Genomic DNA, 20,433 nt, shown 5'->3' on the forward strand with positions numbered 1-20,433 from the left:
ATGCCGGTGGGGTGTTTAAATTTTCACTATCTTTTCTCTTATCGCCAGTAATGCCGCCTGGGTACGGTCGGTAACGTTCAATTTCTGGAATATATTAGTCAGGTGGTTCTTAACGGTTTTTTCACTGATATATAGTTTGAGTGCGATTATTTTATTAGAGTCACCGTTGGCCAGTAGGCGCAAAACTTCCAGCTCCCTGTCTGTCAAACCGTGTGGCTTTTGCTCAGGATGTCTGGTGGTTGATAATTTATTTATCTGGCTAAATATCTTGGCTGTTAATGATGGTGAAATAAATGATTTTCCTTCAGCCACTTGCAGTATAGTGTTGATCAATTGGTCCGGGCTGATATCCTTAAGCAAATATGCGGCGATACCGTTGCGAATCATCTCCATTATATATTCTTCCTGGTCGTGAATGGTCAGGGCTATGATGCCGATATCGGGCAGCTCTTGTTTGATTATTTTGCACACTTCAATACCTGTGATATCGGGCAGGTTGATATCCAGCAGGATGATATCGGGATGTTTGCTGAGACATAGTTTAACGGCCTGGCGTCCGTTGGCTGCTTCCGCCAGTACATTGATGCGCTGCTCCAAAGATAATATTTTCCTGATTCCTTCTCTAATGAGGGCGTGATCGTCCACGATTAGCACGTTAATTGGTTGCAATATATTGTGCCCCCTTTTGTTTATATTTATTATTTAAATAACGACAATATCTTAACGCTTAAACAGGTATGCTCAGGTTGATTAAAGTACCTTTACCCGGGACGCTGGTTATTTTAAATTCTCCCTTTAATATTTGTACGCGCTCTCGCATATTTATAAGTCCGTAACATTCACGGTCTTTATTCTCTTCTACTGTTTTTATATTAAAACCGCTGCCGTTGTCTTTAATCAGGATGGTTATCTGGCCGGCGAGCTGTTCTATTTTAATCAGTACCTGTTTAGCCCGGGCGTGTTTGTGTACATTACTCAGTGCTTCCTGCACTACGCGGAACATGGCAATCTCTGTGGCCGGCGGCAATCGAAGCTGCTTTCCAAAGAAGATAAATTCGGCGTTGATACCATATTGTTTTCTATAATCTTCCACGTAGCGGTTGATGGCCGGTATCAGTCCCAGGTCATCCAGTACCATCGGTCTCAGGTCAAATATTACTTTGCGCACATCCTGCAGGCTCTGCCTGACTAACTCCTGCAGGTTAACCAGTTCATCTTTAACGTATGCGGGATTAACTTCCAATAATTTTAATATATATTCGGCACGCATGACTATATTGGCCATCAGCTGCGCCGGACCGTCGTGAATTTCCCGGGCCACACGCTTGCGCTCTTCCTCCTGGGCTTTGATGATACTTATACCCAATTGTTGTACTTGCTTTAATCCTTCGATACTGGAAGATATGGTGGACATATTCTTATTAAGGTAATCGAACACCACGCCAAGATGTGAAATCATATTTTCCGCTTTATGCAGCATGGCTTGTAATCGCCTGAGGCTTCGCTCCAAATTATTTCGCTTGTCCCGCAGCAGTTGTTCCTGGCCCTGCAGCATGGCCAATTCCACCTGTATCTTTTGTGCTCTGTCGTAAGCCTGCTTGATATCTTCTTCATTATACCGGTCAAAATACCTGCTGACATCCATTAAATGAATACGGGCCCTTTTTTCCCGTTCACGCATTTTTTCAACGCGTTCGATTAACTTGGTGATTGAATTTTTTATTTCGTCCAATTCGTCAGTAATACTGTTATATTCGGCTTGGGTATGCTCTGCTATATCATATATTTGTTCCTGCGATTCTTTGATGTGCAGCGTTATTTTGTTTAATATAACGTCGAGGTTTGATGCGTCAAGCAAATTCACAAGCAAATTCATTCACCTACCAACTATCTTGTATTTAAATATTCGCTGCTGTACCATGTTTATCCTGCAAAGATTGTCAAAAAAAAGTGATTGCTGGAAAAAATAACCGGCGCACCTATGATTAACAATTGTGCACCGATATTAGCATATCAAGATAATGGGTTTTTAGGTTCGATATCAAAAGCGGTCTTTATGCGGTGTACCGGGCATTGCTGCCGTGTCGGCAGCAGAGACCTCCTCCGCTGCTTCCGGAATGGCTGGAGATGCTGTTTCAGGTATCCGGATCGGTTGTTCCAGAACGATTTGGGGGGTAAACGTTACCTTGCGTTGTTCGGCCTTCCAGCTAACCCGCATTAAAGGCAGCGCTTTTTCCCAGAAGGACAGGGGAGCGTGTGCGATCCCCCGCACTAGCTTAAGTTCAGAGCAGGTAAATACATTTTGACTTGTTGATACCAGTTTACTGGCGCATGAAACGGCTATATTATCAATTCCGTTGGTTATGAAGATGGTGCGGTCGGCGTCATTCCATCCGATGGTATAGTCCAGTGCTTCAAAAATCGTACGCAGCGGCAGCAATGGTGAACCGTCCGTGCCGGTGCCGACCGGCTCTTTGATGTTGATGGTCTTTGTGCCCAGCACTACGGTAACCGGCATAGGTTTGGGCCGTGGTTCAGGTTGCGCCGGAAACAAAGTTGAGCTGCTTCTGATAATCTTTACCGGTGTGCCCACTGGTGTGTGATCATACAGCCAGCTGACATCCTGGTTATACATGCGGATACAGCCACCCGAAGCATAGGTGCCGATGGATGATGGGTTGTTGGTGCCGTGGATGCCGTATGTGCCGCCACCTCCTACGCTAAGGCCCAGCCAGCGACAGCCCAGTGGGTTTTGCGGACTGCCGCCCGGGATGCCTTTGCGTGCATAGTATGGGTCAACCAGTTTAATTACTATTGAAAAGCTGCCCTCCGGAGTAAGTGAAGAATTCTTTCCCGTGGCTACGGGAAAGGTTTTTTGCAATACTTCGTCCTTAAAATAATGCAGCTGGTTGGTTGACTTGTTAATGACAATTCGTATGCCGGCTATAGCCAACCCGGTATGTATAAAACAAAAACAAAGAGCCGTTAATAGCACAGAAAGTTTTTTAATCATCCGCTTGACTCCTCCTACATATAGTGCTTTTACATAATACGGGAGAAGAATTATTTTATGACTCTCATGAATCGGTAATTAATTGCTGCATGAACATTAAATAGAATGTTCATTAATGTCTGTATTGAAACTTTTGCCAGTCGGCAGATTACATAAATTTATCGGAGGCGTAAAAAATAACTTTGTAATTAAATCCCGGAGGAGGTGTAAATTCTATGCATATGGGCAAAGTAACCGAAATGGAAAGACTGGCTATTGAAGAACAGTTGCGGGCCGAAGAAATTTGCACCAGGAAGGTGCAGTTGTACATGAGCGTTACCCGTGACCCGGCGGTCCAAGCCATACTGCAGCAGATGGCCGAAAAGGGACAGCGTCATGTCGGTACTTTAAACAACATGCTGCAAGAGGCCGGTTTGGCTTCCGGCCTGGCGCAGCACTAAATTATTCTTGGCATCGCGCCAAGCGATAACGATGGCGATCTGGCGGAATAAGCAGGGGCAAAAGGTGGAATTCGCTTGCTTCACCGGCGCTCGTGCTGACAAAGAGCAGGAATCTTTTGAAAATACGCTTTAAATTAGAGGAGGGGTGAGGATGCTATTCGGTGACAGGGAAATGATGACTGATTTGCTTATGGGTACCAAGTATATATCCGGCAACTATCACAGAGCGGTGCTGGAATCGGCTAATGACCGGATTCGTAATACTCTTATTCAGCTTAATAACGAGGAGATTAATCTGCAAAAACAAATCTTTAATCTAATGCATGATCGTAACTGGTATGAAGTGCGTCCGGCCAACGCTTCCGCCTGGCAAAACAGTCCGGGCATGGGCGCTGCCGCAATGCAGCACCAAATGCAGTATTAAAGGTTATGCGCCAGGGAAGCAAGGAGAATCACGGGGGCTTGGAAGTCCTATGAAGATAAAGGCTTACTGTCAGGCAATCCCTGATGTTGAGCCTTTATCTTCTATAACGCGCAATAGCTGTCATGTAAAATTTTCAAGCTTTCTTTTACATCCTCGCTTGGGAAGTAAAAAAAACCGTTTCTGTGCTTCTCTTTCAAAAAAGAGCGCTTTCAGCGATGGGAGCGTTGTTGAAACGGTTGGGAGAAAGCGGTGCCGGGTCCAATGGCGGCTGTTCTCCCAATATGAGGCAGGACGTGATCAGGCCAATAGCCGGGGCGTGCATAAAGCCGTTGCCGCCAAAGCCACCGGCACAGTAAAAGCCGTTTATTTCGGTTTCTCCCAGAATACCCAGCCCGTCGGGGGTCAGGGAGCGGATACCTGTGTATATACGGGTGATCTGAGCGTCTTCCAGAACCGGCACCCGTCCTATGGCCGATTCAATGAAATTAGACAGCCGGCTCCTGTCTACCACGGTTTCGAGACCGGGGGCGCTGTCATGGTCGGTGCCGCCCAGCAGCAGTATGCCGTTTTTCTCGGCATGCATGTAGAATCCCGTATCCAGGTCGACGATAAGAGGAATATCGGCGGGGATAGCCGGCATATGGGCGCATACATACACCTGCCGACGGTAGGGGGCTGCGGGCAGTGCAAGGCCGGCTAACCGGGCCAACAGATGCAGGTGGGGACCGGCGGCGTTGATGACTGCCGGGGCGCTTATTGTATCCTCTTCGGTTGGCCGGCCGTCTTGTCGGGTATGACGGCACAACACCCCGGCAACCCGGTTACTCCGTACTTTGATTCCGGTAACTTCCGTATTGCACAGCACTTGTACGCCCAGTCCGCGGCATTGGCGGTAATAACCTTCCATTACTCCGTAAGGGTCGGCATAAGCATCCGGGGGACAAAAGCTGCCCTCCAGTAAATCTTCCGTCAGAACAAAGGGATAAGCGGCGGCGATGTCTTTCGGGGCCAGCAGTCGGGCCGGTACCTCCAGTCGGTTGAGCTGTTCTATGATGTTGTGCAGTTCCTGCCGCCGGTTTTCTTTACCGGTTACCAAAAGGTAGCCGCGCCGGCGAAAATAAATGGGGTATTGCATAGTGGCGGCAAAACGCAGGAAATGAGGATAGCTGATCTTAGTTAATTGAATGTTCACCGGATTGGTGAACTGATATCGGATACCACCGGTGCACTGGGCGGTGGAGCCTGCGCCGTGGAATTTTTCTTTCTCCAGTATAACAATGCGCAAATTATCTTTTCGACAGGCCAGGTGATAGGCGGTGCTGAGTCCTATCACTCCGGCGCCGATGATAATTATATCCGCTTGCATGGACATATCAATAGACCCCCTGTAAAAAATGTATTCTAATAGCAATGAAACGCGGCGTTATGGTTGGGGCGGTTTGCATTATCGCAGTCGGTTCTATATTAAGTTTAAGGCGAATGTAAAAACAAAAAGGTTTTATCGCAAAAAATGCAGAAATAATATTTACAGGTATTGTACATCTTGGGTTACTGAAATGACAAGGGGGATTTCTTTTGTACATATACTCTTTTGACGGGGAGCAGATGAAATACATGCTTGTGGGCGCTGCTAACCTATTGGCCGTGAATAAATCTGAAATTGATGCGCTGAATGTGTTTCCCGTACCCGACGGTGATACCGGTACTAATATGTACCTCACCTTGCTGTCCGGGGTAAAGGAGGCCCGGCAGGTGGAAAGCGGTGAAATTAGCGATGTAATTGCCGCGGCGGCCCGGGGCTGTTTGATGGGGGCCCGCGGCAATTCCGGAGTGATTCTGTCGCAGATTTTCAGCGGTTTTGCCCGTGCCCTGGAGGGGTGCAGCCGCGCGGGTGCCGCCGACATGGCCCGGGCTTTTGTTAGTGGTGCCGAGGTGGCCTACCGGGCGGTGGGCAATCCTGTGGAGGGTACAATACTGACGGTATGTCGCGAAACAGCGATCGGTATGGAAAAGGCCGCCGCTCGGAGCAAGGATCCGGTGCGGGTGCTGGTGCTTGGCTATCGGGCCGCCGGCCGGGCCCTGGCTCGCACACCCGAGCAACTGCCGGTGCTGCGGGAGGCCGGTGTGGTGGACGCCGGCGGCAAAGGACTGGTGGTGATATTGGAAGGAATTATCCAGTCTCTTAAAGATGCGGCGGCCCGGCGTAATATTGAGTTGTTCGATTTGGCGGCCAGCCAGCAAAAAGAATTTATTGACAGCCGGGCTAAGGATTTCACAGCTGATATTGAATTCACCTACTGTACCGAATTTATACTCATGGGTCGCAATATACCGATGGATACGCTGCGGCAAGAGTTGTCTCCTTATGGCGACTGCCTGCTGGTAGTTGGTGACGATCGGGCTGCCAAAGTACATATTCACTCCAATCATCCGGGACTGGTGCTGGAATGCGGCTTGAAATACGGTGCTCTCCAGTCTGTGCAAATTGGCAACATGGAAGAGCAAAGCCAGGAACTGCGCCGTGAGAACGCTATCGGCGAAGCGAAACCGCTGGGTGTGGCGGCTGTGGGTACGGGTGAAGGCATTGCCACCATATTGCAGAGCATGGGGGCGGACGTGGTTATCGAGGGAGGGCAAACGATGAATCCCCCGGCGGAGCAGCTTCTGGATGCGGTGAATAGTGTCAACGCTTCGGCGGTTATATTGCTGCCTAACAATAAGAATATACTGATGGCCGCCCGGCAAGCCGCGGCTATGGCTGCCAAGGAAGTGCATGTGGTACCTTCGATAAGCATTCCCCAAGCTTTTGCGGCGCTGCTGGCGTACAATCCCTACGCCGCCGCCGGGGAAAACGCTGGAAAAATGGAAGAAGCCTCGGGCGAAGTTAAGACGGGTGAAGTAACTGTGGCGGTGCGGGATGCCGTAATTGACGGCAACAATATCTGTAAGGGCGATTTTATCGGTATGGCTGATGACCGGCTGGTGGCCGCGGGCCGTCATCTTGATGCTTTGGTGGGAGATTTGCTTCGGATCATGATTGACGAGGAAGCCGGGCTGGTTACTTTATATTACGGGGCTGGTATGACCGGTGCTGAAGCCCGGGAAATTACCGGAAAGATGGAAGAGGAATTTGAGGAACTCGATTTTGAGCTGCATTACGGAGGCCAGCCTCTATATCAGTTTATAATCTCCGTAGAGTAATAGTGAACTCGTTCGGCTAAAGCCGGACATTGGGGCTCCGGATGGGGATTCTGCCCTATCCAAGGAGTCCAATGCTGTGACCGGCAGTTGGGTGCCGGCGAATTCCGTGGCAAGGAAGGTGTTATGCTATGGCTAAAGTCCGTATAGTGACTGATAGTACGGCTGATTTACCGAAAGAATTGGTAGAAAAATATGGTATTACTGTGGTGCCATTGAAGGTATTTTTCGGTTCGGAGTGTTTTATTGATGGGGTGGATTTATCGGCCGCTGAATTTTTTAGCCGCCTGGCGGCCAGTAAGGAGTTGCCCACTACCTCTCAGCCCTCACCCACTGAATTTGTGGAATATTATCGCCCGTTGATTGACGAAGGCGCTGACATTGTATCCATCCATATTTCCTCACATATGAGCGGTACTCTGCAGTCGGCTCAGCTGGCCAAAACCATGTTAGGCTATGAGGGGCTGGAGGTGATTGATTCCCGCTCAGTCAGCGTGGTGCTGGGTATGATGGTGCTGGCGGCGGCCCGGGCCGCCGAAGCGGGAGGTTCCCGGGCGGAGGTGGCGGCGTTATTGCAAAATATTATTGCCGACCACCGGGTATTCTTCATGGTGGATACTCTTGAATACTTGCAGCGCGGCGGACGTATCGGCAAAGCCCAGGCTTTTTTGGGCACTATATTAAATGTCAAGCCTTTGTGCACTATATTGGATGGTGTAATAAACCCCTATGAAAAGGTACGAGGCCGCAAAAAAGCCATTAACCGGCTGGTGCAGTTGTTTGCCGAACAGTACCGGGACGCCGGGCCGTTGTTTTGTTTCATGACCCACGGCAATGATCTTGAGGGATTGCAAACTCTACAGGATTTGGTGCGGGAAAAGCTCAACTGCGCTGAAACAGCCTATAGCCAGATGGGCTCGGTGGTGGGTACCCATGTTGGCCCGGGTATTGTGGGCATGGCAGTTTGTTCGCAAAAATACCTGCGGGTGTAGATGAATAAATCTATCCATGCGGCAGCCGAACAAGTGCAGACCGGTAAATTAATATAATCGGCGCTTAATTAGTCGCCAACTTAAATAGCTCGTTCTTAAAACGGCTAGACTAATGGCCGGCAGACCTTAAGAGGAGTATTTTATGTTTCTCCCCTTAAAAGAGTAAAATTATGTTATAATAGTTTATCCGGTTAATTGCTTGGTAAATTATTAGAGGAGGTATTAAATGAGAAAAAAATTTTTGTTTACAGTAATGTTAACTATTGCATTTTGTTTCAGTTTGGTTTTGGTCGTTAGTGCTGGACAACCCACTGCCAAAGATTTAGTAATGACTGCCGTTAAGAATATTGATTTTGGAATAAACAAAGGTTTCTATGAAAAATGCCAGGGTGAAAGCCATTTGACGCTTACCAAGTTTGATGGCAGTTTACTAGAGGAAGCCGGTGATTTTGCCGGGGCTAAAGTTGATTTTTTAACGCAGTTGGATAATCCCAATAACGCTATAAAAGTTGACTATAACGCCAGCATCAAGGGCAACACCCATAAAGGCGCTGTTTATTTAAAAGATGATAAGTTAATCTTAACCAGGGACATATTAGGCTTACTGCAGGAATTCGGTATTGATGATGCTTCCCTCTCGATGGATAAAGCTCCCGCATACCTTTATCTCTCTAATGAACAGTTGGGATCTATTTGGGAGCAGGTGGCCGCTTATCAAAATCAACAGGTGCCTCAAGAATATAAAGATATGCTGCTGTTTATAGTTGAAGCCGTGCCCGAGGAATATTTCAGCATCTCCTCTGCCAAGGTGGTTGTTAAACTGGATCAAGCGGGCTTTGAAACTACTATATTTAATTTACTGACTAAAATAAAGAATGAGCCCGAGAGAATTGCGGATATTATAGTTAACGCCAACAAATATAATTGTGAGCAATTGGACACTACACCGGCGGAGATGCGGCAGGAAATTATCTCTGGTATTGAAGATGCTACGTTCCCCACCAGGGAAGAAATCAAAACAATTAGCAGTTTCCTGGAGGTGGAAGATTTTACCTATGAGAAATCGATCCTTCCCGGAGGGCCTCAAAAGTTTAATGTGCGTTTAAATATAAAAACACCGGACGATTCGGTAAACGGCCGTTTTACTATGGCTGTAGATACCGTGGGTGATCAGGAGAACAAGGAAGGTTCCTATCAAATTACAGGTGGTTTCGATCTTGTCGATGGCCCTAAAATTGATTTCGCCTTTGATGCTGACTATAATTATCAGGATACCGTTGCTTATTCCGGTGGATCGATCAATGTAACAGCCAAAGATAATACAACCGGGGAATCGATGCTGGATCTCGGTTTAACAAGTGATTCGGTAAGCGAAGTGGATGACAGCCTAGTAATAACCGCCCCGGTACTGACATCTGATAACAGCATGGACATCACTGGATTGATATCGTCTTTCGACCAGGCAGTCGATGTTCAGGCAACTGATGTTGGTGAACCGGTTTCCGACCAGGCAGCGGATGAATGATAATTATGTAGATGCTGCTGCCAAGCCATATGCTGGGGAGCGGGGAAAAATTGCTATACCGGTAAGGGATGTTTGCAAGACGTTGGGATATAGATTTGCTTCCATGCTGTACTTGGTTTTTAACCGGAAAGTTAATGTACAATAATAAGACCCCCTCTTGCAGCAAGAGGGGGTCTTATTATCCTGGTTGCGGGAGAAGGACTTGAACCTTCGACCTTCGGGTTATGAGCCCGACGAGCTGCCAACTGCTCCATCCCGCGACAACTTATTTAGTATAACACAAATATGATATTTGTCAAACCTGTAATTATTGGGAGCATTGCGTTTGTGGAAAGCTGCGTAATTTGCCGGGATGAGCAGGATGATGACATGAAATCTCTCTCTTATCCCTGTAAGCGTGTGATTGCTGGCGGAAAAGGGATTCGTCAGCCGGCCTGATCTTTGGAGTTTCCTTAAAATCCGGGAGGATTAATTCTAAGAAAATTGAATTGGTTTATTAGATAAAAGCATGTGGAGAAAAAACGATGAATTCTATTCAACGTCAGTTAACATTACTGTTGATCGGTTTCATGGTCATCCTTACGGTCGCCTTGGTGGCGGCCGCGGTTTGGCAGATTCGGGAAAAGGCCGTGGTTGCCGCAGTTGAAAAGGCCCAAAGCGATCTGAACACTTTTGAGGCGATTTTAGACTTGAAATATCCCGGGCAGTGGCATGTGGACGGCGGCGTCTTGTATAAAGGGAATACCCGCATTAATGGAAATGATGAAATCGTTGACTATATCAGCCGGTTAACCGGGGATACCTGTACAATTTTTCTGGGAAACAAACGGGTTGCCACGACGGTAAGGGCTGTGGGTGGTCAGCGGGCCATCGGTACAGCCGCATCCGATGTGGTAAAAAAGGTGGTACTGCAGAACGGTGGTGTGTATACGGGAGATGCCGATGTTGTCGGAGAGATTCACCAGACCGCCTATAAACCCATCCGCGACGGTAACAGCAGCATCATCGGTATGATTTATGTGGGCGCTTCCCATGAATTTTACCGGCAGTTGCTTTATGGCACATTGAAAAACATGAGTTTCGTTATCATATGTTTAATTATTTTGTTTTCGGTGGCCATTCGGCTTTACGTTGAATTAAGAATTGTCCGTCCGCTAAAGGAATTAACCCGGGATGCCTGGAATATCTCCGCCAACGGTGCGCGGAGTGTCAATCCGGTTACAGCGTTGGGACCCTATGAGATCACAGAGCTGGTAAAAGCGTTTAATCAAATGGTGGAAAGTTTCTCAGCTTTGAGGAAGCAGATTTTAACGCCATTTGTCCAGGAGTCTGCTGCCGGCAAGGGTGGAATATCCCAGGTGCCGGATAAGGAATCGCTTGCTGCCGAGCCGCCTCCTTCCTCTGACGGGCCGGTACCGGCGGATGCCTCTCCGTCCGATAAATACCTGCAGGGCATGCTGCCAAAGGGGTTGAATCAGGTAACCCTGAACCTGGTGATCGGCTTTCTGGAGCAAGCGGAAACCTGCTTTACGGCGGAAGAAGTTTCGCTACAAATCAATGTAACCAGGGTCACGGCTATGCGCTACCTGGATTTTCTGGTTGATCAGGGTCACCTTCAGCTGGACTTGAGGCACGGCTCGGTAGGCCGTCCGGTAAAAATTTACAAAAGAAAGATGTAATTAAAAAGAAAACCCAATATAAATGCAACAAAGAACACCTTCAAGGTGTTCTTTGTTGCATTTATATTTAAGTCACAAATATTGGTTTTTAATATTATTTTTTTTAATAAGTTAATTTTATTTATTTACTTTATTTTTTTATTATTTACACTTTCTTGTAAGCTGAGGTGGCTGTTATATAAAATGACAAGAACGGCACTATGGCTTGTTTGATTTTATGAACATCTTTACTTCAGATGGGGATTCTATCCCACCTGAAGTAAAGATAGGAATTCCCACTTATGGAAGTAGGAGTCTTGAGAAAGGAGGTTGATTTACAGGGAGAAGAGTTCCTAGCCGAATTTGCCCGATTATTTGAAATAATAGTTTAATTTTAAAAAATTAATAGCTTATCTAAAAGGAGTGGGCACTTTATGTGCAGTGATATTGAGCAACCGACTCACCTCGTTTTAATACGGTGTTTTAATCCTGTATTGTGCTCATAAATTTAATGGGGGAACCAAGAATGTATGAGGAAATACCACTTGAAGAAGCATTAGCTCTTCTTCTTAACCACACAAAGCCGATTGGCTTTGAAGAAATTGATCTTATAAATGCTTTAGGACGAGTTTTATATGAGAACATCGTTGCTAATTTTTCACTTCCTCCTTTTGATCGGTCTCCTCTGGACGGATATGCCGTCATTGCTGAAGATACGGCTGTCGCCACTAAAGAAAACCCCATTTTACTTAAGGTATGTCAAAAAATATTTGCCGGGGATTTACCGTCAAAATCGCTGGTATCCGGAGAAGCAGCTGCTGTGGCCACGGGGGCGCCGCTTCCCCCCGGAACAAATGCGGTAATAAAGATAGAACACACTCAGCTTGTAAAAGAAAAAGTCGTAATTTTTGCTCCGCTTCAGCCGGGTGATAATTTCATTAATAAGGGCGACGATGTTCTTGAAGGAGAAAAAATACTTTTAAAAGGTATGACCGTCACTCCTGCTGTTATAGGTCTATTAGCCTCTTTGGGAAGAAGGACCGTAAAGGTTTTTAAGAAGCCTCAAGTAGCGGTTTTGACAATAGGAGATGAACTGGTTGGCATTGATGAGCCCAGGTTGCCGGGTAAAATATACAACAGCAACGTTTATGCAATTTCTGCTCAGATAACCGAAGCGGGAGGAAGAGCAGTTCCTTATAAAAGTGCGGTTGACGACATGGATCATATAGCCTACTTATTAAACTGTTGTTTAAAGGAAAATGATATGGTCATAACCACCGGCGGAGTATCGGTAGGTACAAGAGATTATGTAAAAGAAGCGATAAAAATAAGCGGATCCAATACTTTATTTTGGAAAGTAAATATAAAACCGGGAACACCTATTGTCTGTGCTGAGAACAAGGGCCGACTGATTATTGGTTTGTCTGGAAATCCCGCGGCGGCTATGATCACTTTTTACATGCTGATCAGACCTGTTTTGCAAAGCATAAGCGGCATGCGGCATGTAACTCTGCCCGATGTAACTGCTATTATGGCGGAATCCTTTAATAAAAAAAGCAAACAGCGACGTATGTTAAGAGCAAAAGTCTTTTGGAAGAACGGTTGTTATCATGCCATTCCATGTGGGACGCAAAGCCCGGGGGCTTTAAAGTCAATGTTGCGATGTAACGCACTGATTGATATACCGGCGGGACGGGGACCGGTAAATATCGGAGAAGAAATGAAAGCCATATTATTATCTCCAGCCTATGTTTCATAGGTTTCATAGAAGTGTTTTTATGGTGAATATCGAGGGGGATAAAGCAGATGACTAAAATAAGCAGGCGTGATTTTCTGAAGAGTATTAGTCTTGGGACCGCCGGAATGACTCTGGCAGCCAGTCCTGTCTTTGCCGCGGAATCCCGGGACGGGCTTACCGTGGAAAAACTGCCGACAAAAATTAGAAGAGTAAAAGAAACATATTCAGTATGTTGTTTTTGCGGTTGCGGCTGCGGGCTATTAATATATTCCGACGACGAGGGGCGAGCGGTCTTTTGCGAGGGCTATCCGGACCATCCCATTAATGCCGGAACCATTTGCCCCAAAGGCAACGGTATCATTGAAGGAAATACTGTGATTAATAAAAAAAGGAACCGTGTCTTTAATAAACGACGGCTTACCAAACCTCTTTACCGTGCTCCCGGCGGTACCGAATGGGAAGAGAAAAGCTGGGAGTGGGTCTTGTCTGAGGTTGCTAAACGGGTTAAAAGAACCCGCGATGAATCCTTTGTTGAGAAGGATGAACAGGGCGTAACTGTAAACAGAACAACTGCCATGGCCCATTTTGGCGGTGCGGCTTTGGATAACGAAGAGATTTACCTATTGCACAAAATGTACAGAGCCTTGGGCATGATTAATATTGAACACTGTGCCCGCCTCTGACACTCGTCCACGGTGGCCGGTCTGGCCCCCTCTTTCGGACGCGGTATTATGACTAACCATTTTACTGATTATCGGAATGCTGATGTAATTTTGATTATTGGTTCAAATACGGCGGAAAACCACCCCATGGGAATGAAATGGGCTCTGAAAGCCAAAGATAAGGGGGCCAAACTTATTGCCGTTGACCCAAGAACCAGTAAGTCGGCCAGCATGTGTCATGTCCATGCCCGACTTCGTCCGGGTACGGATATTGCCTTTGTTAATGGCATGATCAACTATATCATAGCCAATGATCTTTGGTCTAAAGAGTATGTGTTAAACTATACCAATGCGAGTTTTTTAATTAATCCGGAATACAAATGCGAGGACGGTATATTCTCGGGCTTAACTGAAAGCGACGGAAAATTAAGTTATGATAACGCCACCTGGCAATACCAAATGGAAGGCGAGGAAATTAAAAAGGATCCCACGTTGCAAAATCCCCATTGTGTTTTCCAAGTCTTAAAGAAACATGTGAGCCGTTATGATATTAAAACTGTTTGTCGAATTACCGGCACCCCGGAAGATATTTTCATAAAGGTCTGTGATTTGTACGCTTCCAGCGGTCGGCGGGGCAAAGCGGGATGTGTTGTCTATGGAATGGGTATAACCATGCATTCCGTTGGCACGCAAAATGCCAGATCGCTTTGTGTTTTGCAGCTTTTGCTCGGTAATATAGGCATCCCCGGCGGAGGGGTTAATGCTCAGCGTGGTGAACAAAACGTGCAGGGTTCTACTGACATGGCTATGTTGCATGGCAATCTGCCGGGTTACCTGGGTATGGTTTACGCCGCGAAACACAAAACTTTGCAAGAGTATTTGGAAAAGGAAACTCCTAAAACAAGCTATTGGTCTAATAAGCCTAAGTTTTTAATTAGTCAATTAAAAGCCTGGTATGGAGATAAGGCCGCCAAGGAAAATGATTTCTGTTTTGACTGGCTGCCTAAACATGATGGTAAGAACCGTTCGTACATGAGCTTGTTCAATTATCTTGCGGAAGGCAAGATTAAAGGTTGCTTTGTTGCGGGTCAGAATCCGGCTGTGGGAGGACCATCAACTGTCCAGGCCAACAAAGCTTTGGAAAATCTTGATTGGCTGGTGGTGTACGATATTTTTGAAATTGAAACGGCAGCCTTTTGGCATCGGCCGGGAGCAGACCCAAGCCAAATAAAGACCGAAGTGTTTTTATTGCCTGCGGCCATGTCCTTTGAAAAAGAAGGTTCGGTAACCAATGCGGGACGTTGGATGCAGTGGCGCTATAAGGCCGTTGATCCGCTGGGAGAAGCCAGGTCCGACCTTTGGATTGCTTATAACCTGTTTAAAGCCATTAGAAAAGAATATCAGAATGGCGGTAAATTTCCCGAGCCGATTTTAAATATGGTGTGGAATTACGATCTGCCCGGTGAAGAAGAACCTGATATTGCCAGGGTAGCCACCGAAATTAACGGCTACGAAGTGGCCACCCGAAAAGTACTGCCCGGTTTTGCCGATCTGGCTGATGACGGTTCTACTGCTTGCGGTAACTGGGTTCTTAGTGGTTACTGGGCTGAGGATAAAGATGCCGGGGTACCGGCCTGCAAGCGTCGGGTTAACAAGGACCCGTCCGGTTTGGGAGTATTTCCTCAATATGCCTTTGCCTGGCCGGCCAACCGCCGTATTGCTTATAATCGTTGTTCGGCCGACCCCGCCGGTAACCCGTGGAATCCCGATAAGCCTTATGTCAGATGGGATGCCGGGGCCGGAAAATGGATCACCGTTGACGTACCCGACTTTAAGGCGACGGAACCCGCGGCCGAACCCGGCGGCGTCCCCATGCCGGTACCGCCGGAACAGTCGGCTGTCAACGCGTTTATTATGTCCGAAGACGGTCATGGGCGTTTATTTGCTGTCAAGGGCTTAAACGACGGTCCGTTGCCTGAACACTATGAACCATATGAAAGTCCCTTTAAAAACCTCATCTCTAAACAGCAAAACAATCCCACGGCACTTACTTTTAAGACCGGCGTGTTTAGTAAACTGGCAGAGCTCGGCAGCAAACAGTACCCTTATGTAGCTATTACTATTCACATTGTCGAACACTACCAAAGTGGTGCAACCACTCGGAATTGTCCCTCCTTAGCTGAGATTTCGGCTCATATGTTTGTTAATATTTCACCTAACTTAGCTCAAAAAATCGGGGTTAAGAATGGAGATGACATTATTGTGGAATCCGCGCGGGGGCGGATAACCTGTAAGGCGGCTGTAAATGGTGTCTGTGTGCCGCTAATGATTAACGGTAAAGAAACCGAAGTTGTCTCCATGCCCTATTCGTGGGGTTTTATGGGTATAACCACCGGCGCGTCAGCCAATGATTTGACTCCCTCGGTGGGCGATCCGAATAGTGACATACCGGAATATAAAGCGTTTCTTTGTAATGTAAGGAAGGCAAACTAGAACTCCCAAGCAGTTATTTTAATTGGAGGTGGCACAAGTGTCCAAGGGTGTGCTTGTAGATATAACAAAATGTATCGGTTGCAAAGCCTGTCAGGTGGCCTGCAAACAATGGAACGATCTGCCTGCTAAGATACCTGATTTTGAAGATGGTTTGACGGGGCCGCCTGACATGGACGGAGATACCTATACAGTTGTTAAGTTCAAGGTATTGGAAAAAGACGGCGATTATAAAATTCGCTCAGCCAAGCGCCAGTGCATGCACTGTGAGCATCCGGCCTGCGTTTCGGCTTGTTTTGCCAAAGCCTTGGAAAGGGACCCCAGAACCGGGGCGGTAATATACCACCCGCATCTTTGTGTCGGCTGCCGTTACTGCATGTTGGCCTGTCCCTTCGATATTCCCAAGTATCAGTGGGATCAGACCTTCCCTTTGGTGACCAAGTGCCAGTTTTGTTTTGATCCTGAAGGTAAATACGATCGTTTGGGTCATAATCTAAAACCTGCCTGCGTGAATGCCTGTGTTACCGGCGCGCTTACCTTCGGCGAGCGGGACGGGTTGCTAAAAGAAGCCTGGAACAGAATCAACAGTGATTCCAAGTACATTAAAAAGGTGTTGGGTGAAAAAGAAGTCGGCGGAACTGCCTGGCTGTATATTTCCGACGTGCCCTTTGAAAATTTTGGCTTCAAACCCAATATGGTTACCAGACCGCTGCCCGAGTACACTCATGACTTCTTAAAATGGACGCCTATGATAGCCGTTGGCTGGGGGGCTCTGCTGACGGCGATGTACCTCTATACCAAACGGCGTGAACAGGTAGCCGAGGAAGACAATAAAGACGTGCCTATGTAGGCGAGGTCGTAAATCTAATTTGAGAGGAGTATGAGCCTTATGTTCAACGGTATTTTGCAACCGACCCACCTGATCTTAATTCTGGTTGTAGTGCTCATTATTTTTGGGCCGGGGAAACTGCCCGAGGTCGGGAAAGCCATGGGCAAGTCGCTGAGAGAATTCAGGAGGGCCACCGCATCCGCCATGGAAGAAAATGAAGCAAAAAAGGCGCAGGAGGCAGCGGATCAGGAAACAATTGCTGCTCCAACAAACAATAAATAAGATTGATTAGTTTAAAAGCCTGTTAATTTAGTTTTGGAGTTTAATATTTGGTTTACGGAAGGGGTTGCGGTATGACGGCGAATAACAAATGGACCTTTAAAATGACGCCGGTCAGAAAAGTATTAATCGGTCTGGCCGCAATTTGCCTGTTGGTTGTGGGCTACAGGCTGGCTTTTGGTTTGGGGAGCGCCACTAATTTAAACGATCAGTGGCCCTGGGGCCTTTGGATCGGTTTTGATGTGCTTACCGGTGTGGCTTTGGCAGGCGGCGGTTACAGCACTGCTTTGATTGTGCATATTTTGCATAGGAACCAGTTTCAACCCCTGGCTCGCAGCGCCATACTCACCTCATTGCTGGGTTACCTGTTGGTCATGGGCGGGTTGTTCTTGGATATCGGCAGGTGGTTCAACTTCTGGCGGCCCTTTGTATCCTGGGGTTATCACAGTGTGCTGTTTGAAGTTTTCTGGTGTATATCCTTGTATACTATGATTCAGCTGCTGGAATTCGGTGAAATTGCCACGGAGAGAGTTTTGAAACCCTTCCATAGAATAATTAAGAAGTTAATGCCCGTGCTGTTGATTATCGGCGTGCTGCTGCCCACGTTGCACCAGTCTTCTCTGGGCGGATTGTATGTGATTGAAGTTGGTAAACTCCATCCGCTGTGGTGGTCCATGCTGCTGCCCCCGTTTTTCCTGTTGTCCTCCTTCTTTGTGGGGCCGGCCATGATCAGCCTGGAAACGTCTCTGGCCGGAAAGGCATATAACCACGAAATACCTGTTTCCGTACTGCGGAGCCTGATCAAGATAGCCGGAACGGTGATGCTCTTCTACCTGGTCCTGAAAATTGGGGATCTGCTCTACCGCAATGCCTTTAAATGGGTATTTTCCGGTACCTTGGAAGGGAATATGTTCTTGCTGGAAATCGTCGCCGGGGTGATTATTCCGATTATTATTTGCTTCAGCAGTTTAAGTTCAACCAGGAAAGGGCTGGTTGCCTTTGGCGCTCTCACTGTCTTCGGGGTAGTCTTGAACCGGATGAACGTAGTCTTTACCGGTATGTCCAAATCCCTGGGCGGCAGCTATTTCCCATCCGTGATGGAATGGGTGGTCAGTATCGGTCTGGTATCTATTGGCATATTGGCCTATATGTTTATCGTGGAGAATTTTAGAATTTTGGAGAAGCGCCATGATCATCAGGCATTTTATTAATTAATTTAGGAGTTAAATAAAATGAATGTTAAAAGTTTAGCTTATTTTTATCTTGAGACCCTGGACTCGGAGAAATGTTTTCCCTTTCAGGATCGTCCGGTGCGGTTAACGGCGAAGCAAGTTGAGCAGTGGCATAAGGGGCGGCCTGTTCTGACTATCGTATCGCCTTTAATCGACCAAAATGTTTTTTATAAGCGGTTTTTGGAGGTGGCTTGGGCTTGCTTGAAAAGGCAGCCCATTCCACAGCTGGTTCCCGAATCTTTGATTGACGACATTAACAATTTCTCTGAAAAGGATCTGGTCGAATTGTTGAAGTCGGCGATCCAGGGAGTTCAAAGAGTTCAATGGTCGAAAAAATTAGGGCTTTCTGTCGAAGCGTTTGATTTTTTAATTAAAGTTGCGTTAAAACCATTGCTTACTCTTTTCAGTAAAAATATCATGCACCAATTTAAACCCCATGAATGGCTACATGGCTATTGCCCTGTTTGTGGCGAGGAGCCGGTGATGGCCAGGCTGACCGGAGAAAATGGTCAAAGACAGCTGTACTGCGGCCTTTGTGAAACCGAATGGCTTTACTACAGAATTGGCTGCCCATTTTGCGGTAATCAGGATTCTTCCACTCTTTCTTTTATTGCCGCGGAAGTATTGGGGCAGTATCGAATCTATTTATGCGAGCAATGCAAAAGTTATCTAAAAACAGTCGACGAACGTATCTGTGGAGAAGTCGATCTATTTTGCGAAGACATTGCCACCGTTGATCTGGACGAGCTAGCTTTGAAGGAGGGATACAACCGGCGGGATATCAGACATGGCTTGTATAGGTTCTTGTCCAGGGAGGTGTGACGCATGGCCTCAAAAAACAAAGAAATGGCCATGATTGAGCATCTGGAAGAACTGCGCTGGGTCTTGATCATCTCAATCGCGGCCACGTTTATCATGGCTATAGCCTGTTGGGTTATAAACGACCAAGTTTTACAGATACTGCTGGAACCGGTTTTCACCAGCGGCAACGAGGTTGTTTACATCAGTATTCTCGAAGCTCTGATGACCAAGATTAAAGTTTCTTTTTTCCTGGGCTTTCTCACCGCTTTGCCGGTTATCCTCTGGCAATTTTGGAGGTTCATCATTCCGGCCCTGCGCAAGATGGAAAAGATCTATTTTACCATTTTTGTTATTATATCTTATATCTTCTTTGTCAGCGGGGTGCTGTTTGGTTTTTACGCAGTGTTTCGCGTGGCCGTAAAATACTTGCTGCACTTCGGCGGTGCCGAACTAATCCCAATGCTAACCATAGGGAACTATATCTCATTTGCGATCACGTTCCTGCTGCCCTTTGGCTTTATCTTTGAATTGCCCCTGGGTGTTTACTTTCTGGCAAAGCTGGATTTGCTGAGCTGTAAATTCCTGGTAAGAAAGCGGAAGATGGCGCTTTTGCTGTCGGTGGTCACCGGCGCGGTGCTGGTTCCGTCCCCCGATATTATTACTCCGCTCATGATGGCCGCACCGATGTATTTTCTGTATGAGTTAAGTGTCGGTATTGTGCGTTTTGTAGAATGGGGTAAACGGCGCAAGGCCGGCAAACAAAAAGGATGGGAATGGTTGAATATTGCGCTCCATGGCATACTTTCCAGAAGAAAAAAAACCGGCTGAAGCGAAAAAACTTTGTCATTTTACCTTCAGCCGGCTTGACCCCGGTATTAATCCTTAAAATCCGGGTTGCCGTTCCGGATAGGCATGTTTCCTTCGCCCATTTCGTCTTTTTGAATAAAATATCTGTCATGGCAAATAAACAGTATTACTCCGTTAAAATCAACAGGCACTTCCTCAATTTTTTTCCTGGACGTGATATCTCAAGTTCATAAATGTACTGATATTGAGCCGGAATGTTGAGCGGCGGCATTTTAAAGAGATGCTATTTTTATTTGCACCGGCACTGTCAGGCATAGCGATAATTAAAAACGCTATTCATAGCGG

At 46.8% G+C, this 20,433-nt stretch carries 17 protein-coding genes and 1 tRNA gene; 13 read left to right on the forward strand and 5 right to left on the reverse strand.

The window, feature by feature from the left end:
• Positions 1-15 precede the first annotated feature (15 nt).
• The 3 genes from ABDB91_RS05000 to ABDB91_RS05010 all read right to left on the reverse strand — a co-directional run bounded on the left by ABDB91_RS05000 (position 16) and on the right by ABDB91_RS05010 (position 3,013).
• Complete coding sequence (locus ABDB91_RS05000) at positions 16-669, reverse strand: response regulator transcription factor (RefSeq protein WP_347490517.1); 654 nt, start codon at positions 667-669, stop codon at positions 16-18.
• Positions 670-727: 58 nt separating this feature from the next.
• A complete protein-coding gene (locus tag ABDB91_RS05005) occupies positions 728-1,864 on the reverse strand; it encodes a sensor histidine kinase (protein WP_347491536.1) in 1,137 nt (378 codons plus the stop codon).
• A gap of 177 nt (positions 1,865-2,041) precedes the next feature.
• Positions 2,042-3,013, reverse strand: a complete 972-nt coding sequence (locus tag ABDB91_RS05010; RefSeq protein WP_347490518.1) for a L,D-transpeptidase family protein — start codon at positions 3,011-3,013, stop codon at positions 2,042-2,044.
• Positions 3,014-3,228: 215 nt separating this feature from the next.
• Here ABDB91_RS05010 and ABDB91_RS05015 point away from each other — a divergent pair, with 215 nt between their 5' ends.
• Positions 3,229-3,453, forward strand: coding sequence for a hypothetical protein (locus tag ABDB91_RS05015; protein ID WP_347490519.1), 225 nt, complete (start codon positions 3,229-3,231; stop codon positions 3,451-3,453).
• A gap of 151 nt (positions 3,454-3,604) precedes the next feature.
• Complete coding sequence (locus ABDB91_RS05020) at positions 3,605-3,877, forward strand: spore coat protein (protein ID WP_347490520.1); 273 nt, start codon at positions 3,605-3,607, stop codon at positions 3,875-3,877.
• 193 nt (positions 3,878-4,070) lie between these two features.
• Here the strand turns inward: ABDB91_RS05020 and ABDB91_RS05025 are convergent, their stop codons facing one another.
• The gene (locus ABDB91_RS05025; RefSeq protein WP_347490521.1) at positions 4,071-5,249 is read right to left on the reverse strand and encodes an FAD-dependent oxidoreductase; all 1,179 of its coding nucleotides are present in this window, start codon (positions 5,247-5,249) and stop codon (positions 4,071-4,073) included.
• Between the two features lie 203 nt (positions 5,250-5,452).
• Here ABDB91_RS05025 and ABDB91_RS05030 point away from each other — a divergent pair, with 203 nt between their 5' ends.
• The 3 genes from ABDB91_RS05030 (at position 5,453) to ABDB91_RS05040 (ending at position 9,592) form a co-directional block, all read left to right on the forward strand.
• Positions 5,453-7,078 carry a DAK2 domain-containing protein gene (locus tag ABDB91_RS05030; protein WP_347490522.1) on the forward strand — a complete coding sequence of 542 codons (1,626 nt, stop codon included), beginning with the start codon at positions 5,453-5,455 and terminating at the stop codon, positions 7,076-7,078.
• A gap of 128 nt (positions 7,079-7,206) precedes the next feature.
• Positions 7,207-8,067, forward strand: coding sequence for a DegV family protein (locus ABDB91_RS05035; protein WP_347490523.1), 861 nt, complete (start codon positions 7,207-7,209; stop codon positions 8,065-8,067).
• Between the two features lie 226 nt (positions 8,068-8,293).
• Positions 8,294-9,592, forward strand: a complete 1,299-nt coding sequence (locus ABDB91_RS05040; protein ID WP_347490524.1) for a hypothetical protein — start codon at positions 8,294-8,296, stop codon at positions 9,590-9,592.
• 184 nt (positions 9,593-9,776) lie between these two features.
• Here the strand turns inward: ABDB91_RS05040 and ABDB91_RS05045 are convergent.
• Positions 9,777-9,852: transfer RNA gene (locus tag ABDB91_RS05045), tRNA-Met, on the reverse strand.
• Between the two features lie 264 nt (positions 9,853-10,116).
• On the opposite strand from ABDB91_RS05045, the gene ABDB91_RS05050 reads away from it, so the two are divergent.
• From ABDB91_RS05050 to tatC, 8 genes are all read left to right on the forward strand, one after another.
• Positions 10,117-11,271, forward strand: a complete 1,155-nt coding sequence (locus ABDB91_RS05050) for a cache domain-containing protein (RefSeq protein WP_347490525.1) — start codon at positions 10,117-10,119, stop codon at positions 11,269-11,271.
• Between the two features lie 505 nt (positions 11,272-11,776).
• Positions 11,777-13,009, forward strand: coding sequence for a gephyrin-like molybdotransferase Glp (glp, locus tag ABDB91_RS05055; RefSeq protein ID WP_347490526.1), 1,233 nt, complete (start codon positions 11,777-11,779; stop codon positions 13,007-13,009).
• Between the two features lie 47 nt (positions 13,010-13,056).
• The gene (gene fdnG, locus ABDB91_RS05060) at positions 13,057-16,143 is read left to right on the forward strand and encodes a formate dehydrogenase-N subunit alpha (RefSeq protein WP_347490527.1); all 3,087 of its coding nucleotides are present in this window, start codon (positions 13,057-13,059) and stop codon (positions 16,141-16,143) included.
• A 37-nt stretch (positions 16,144-16,180) separates the two neighbouring features.
• On the forward strand, positions 16,181-16,990 hold the full coding sequence (locus tag ABDB91_RS05065; RefSeq protein WP_347490528.1) for a 4Fe-4S dicluster domain-containing protein: 810 nt from the start codon (positions 16,181-16,183) through the stop codon (positions 16,988-16,990).
• A gap of 39 nt (positions 16,991-17,029) precedes the next feature.
• The gene (locus ABDB91_RS05070; protein ID WP_347490529.1) at positions 17,030-17,251 is read left to right on the forward strand and encodes a twin-arginine translocase TatA/TatE family subunit; all 222 of its coding nucleotides are present in this window, start codon (positions 17,030-17,032) and stop codon (positions 17,249-17,251) included.
• 71 nt (positions 17,252-17,322) lie between these two features.
• Positions 17,323-18,459: an NrfD/PsrC family molybdoenzyme membrane anchor subunit gene (gene nrfD, locus ABDB91_RS05075; RefSeq protein WP_347490530.1), complete on the forward strand. Its 1,137-nt coding sequence runs from the start codon at positions 17,323-17,325 to the stop codon at positions 18,457-18,459.
• A gap of 21 nt (positions 18,460-18,480) precedes the next feature.
• Positions 18,481-19,302: a formate dehydrogenase accessory protein FdhE gene (locus ABDB91_RS05080; RefSeq protein ID WP_347490531.1), complete on the forward strand. Its 822-nt coding sequence runs from the start codon at positions 18,481-18,483 to the stop codon at positions 19,300-19,302.
• 3 nt (positions 19,303-19,305) lie between these two features.
• Entirely contained in the window at positions 19,306-20,109 is an 804-nt protein-coding gene (gene tatC, locus ABDB91_RS05085) for a twin-arginine translocase subunit TatC (protein WP_347490532.1), read from the forward strand.
• Positions 20,110-20,433 lie beyond the last annotated feature (324 nt).

This window comes from Desulfoscipio sp. XC116 (genome assembly GCF_039851975.1).
Lineage (GTDB): Bacteria > Bacillota > Desulfotomaculia > Desulfotomaculales > Desulfallaceae > Sporotomaculum.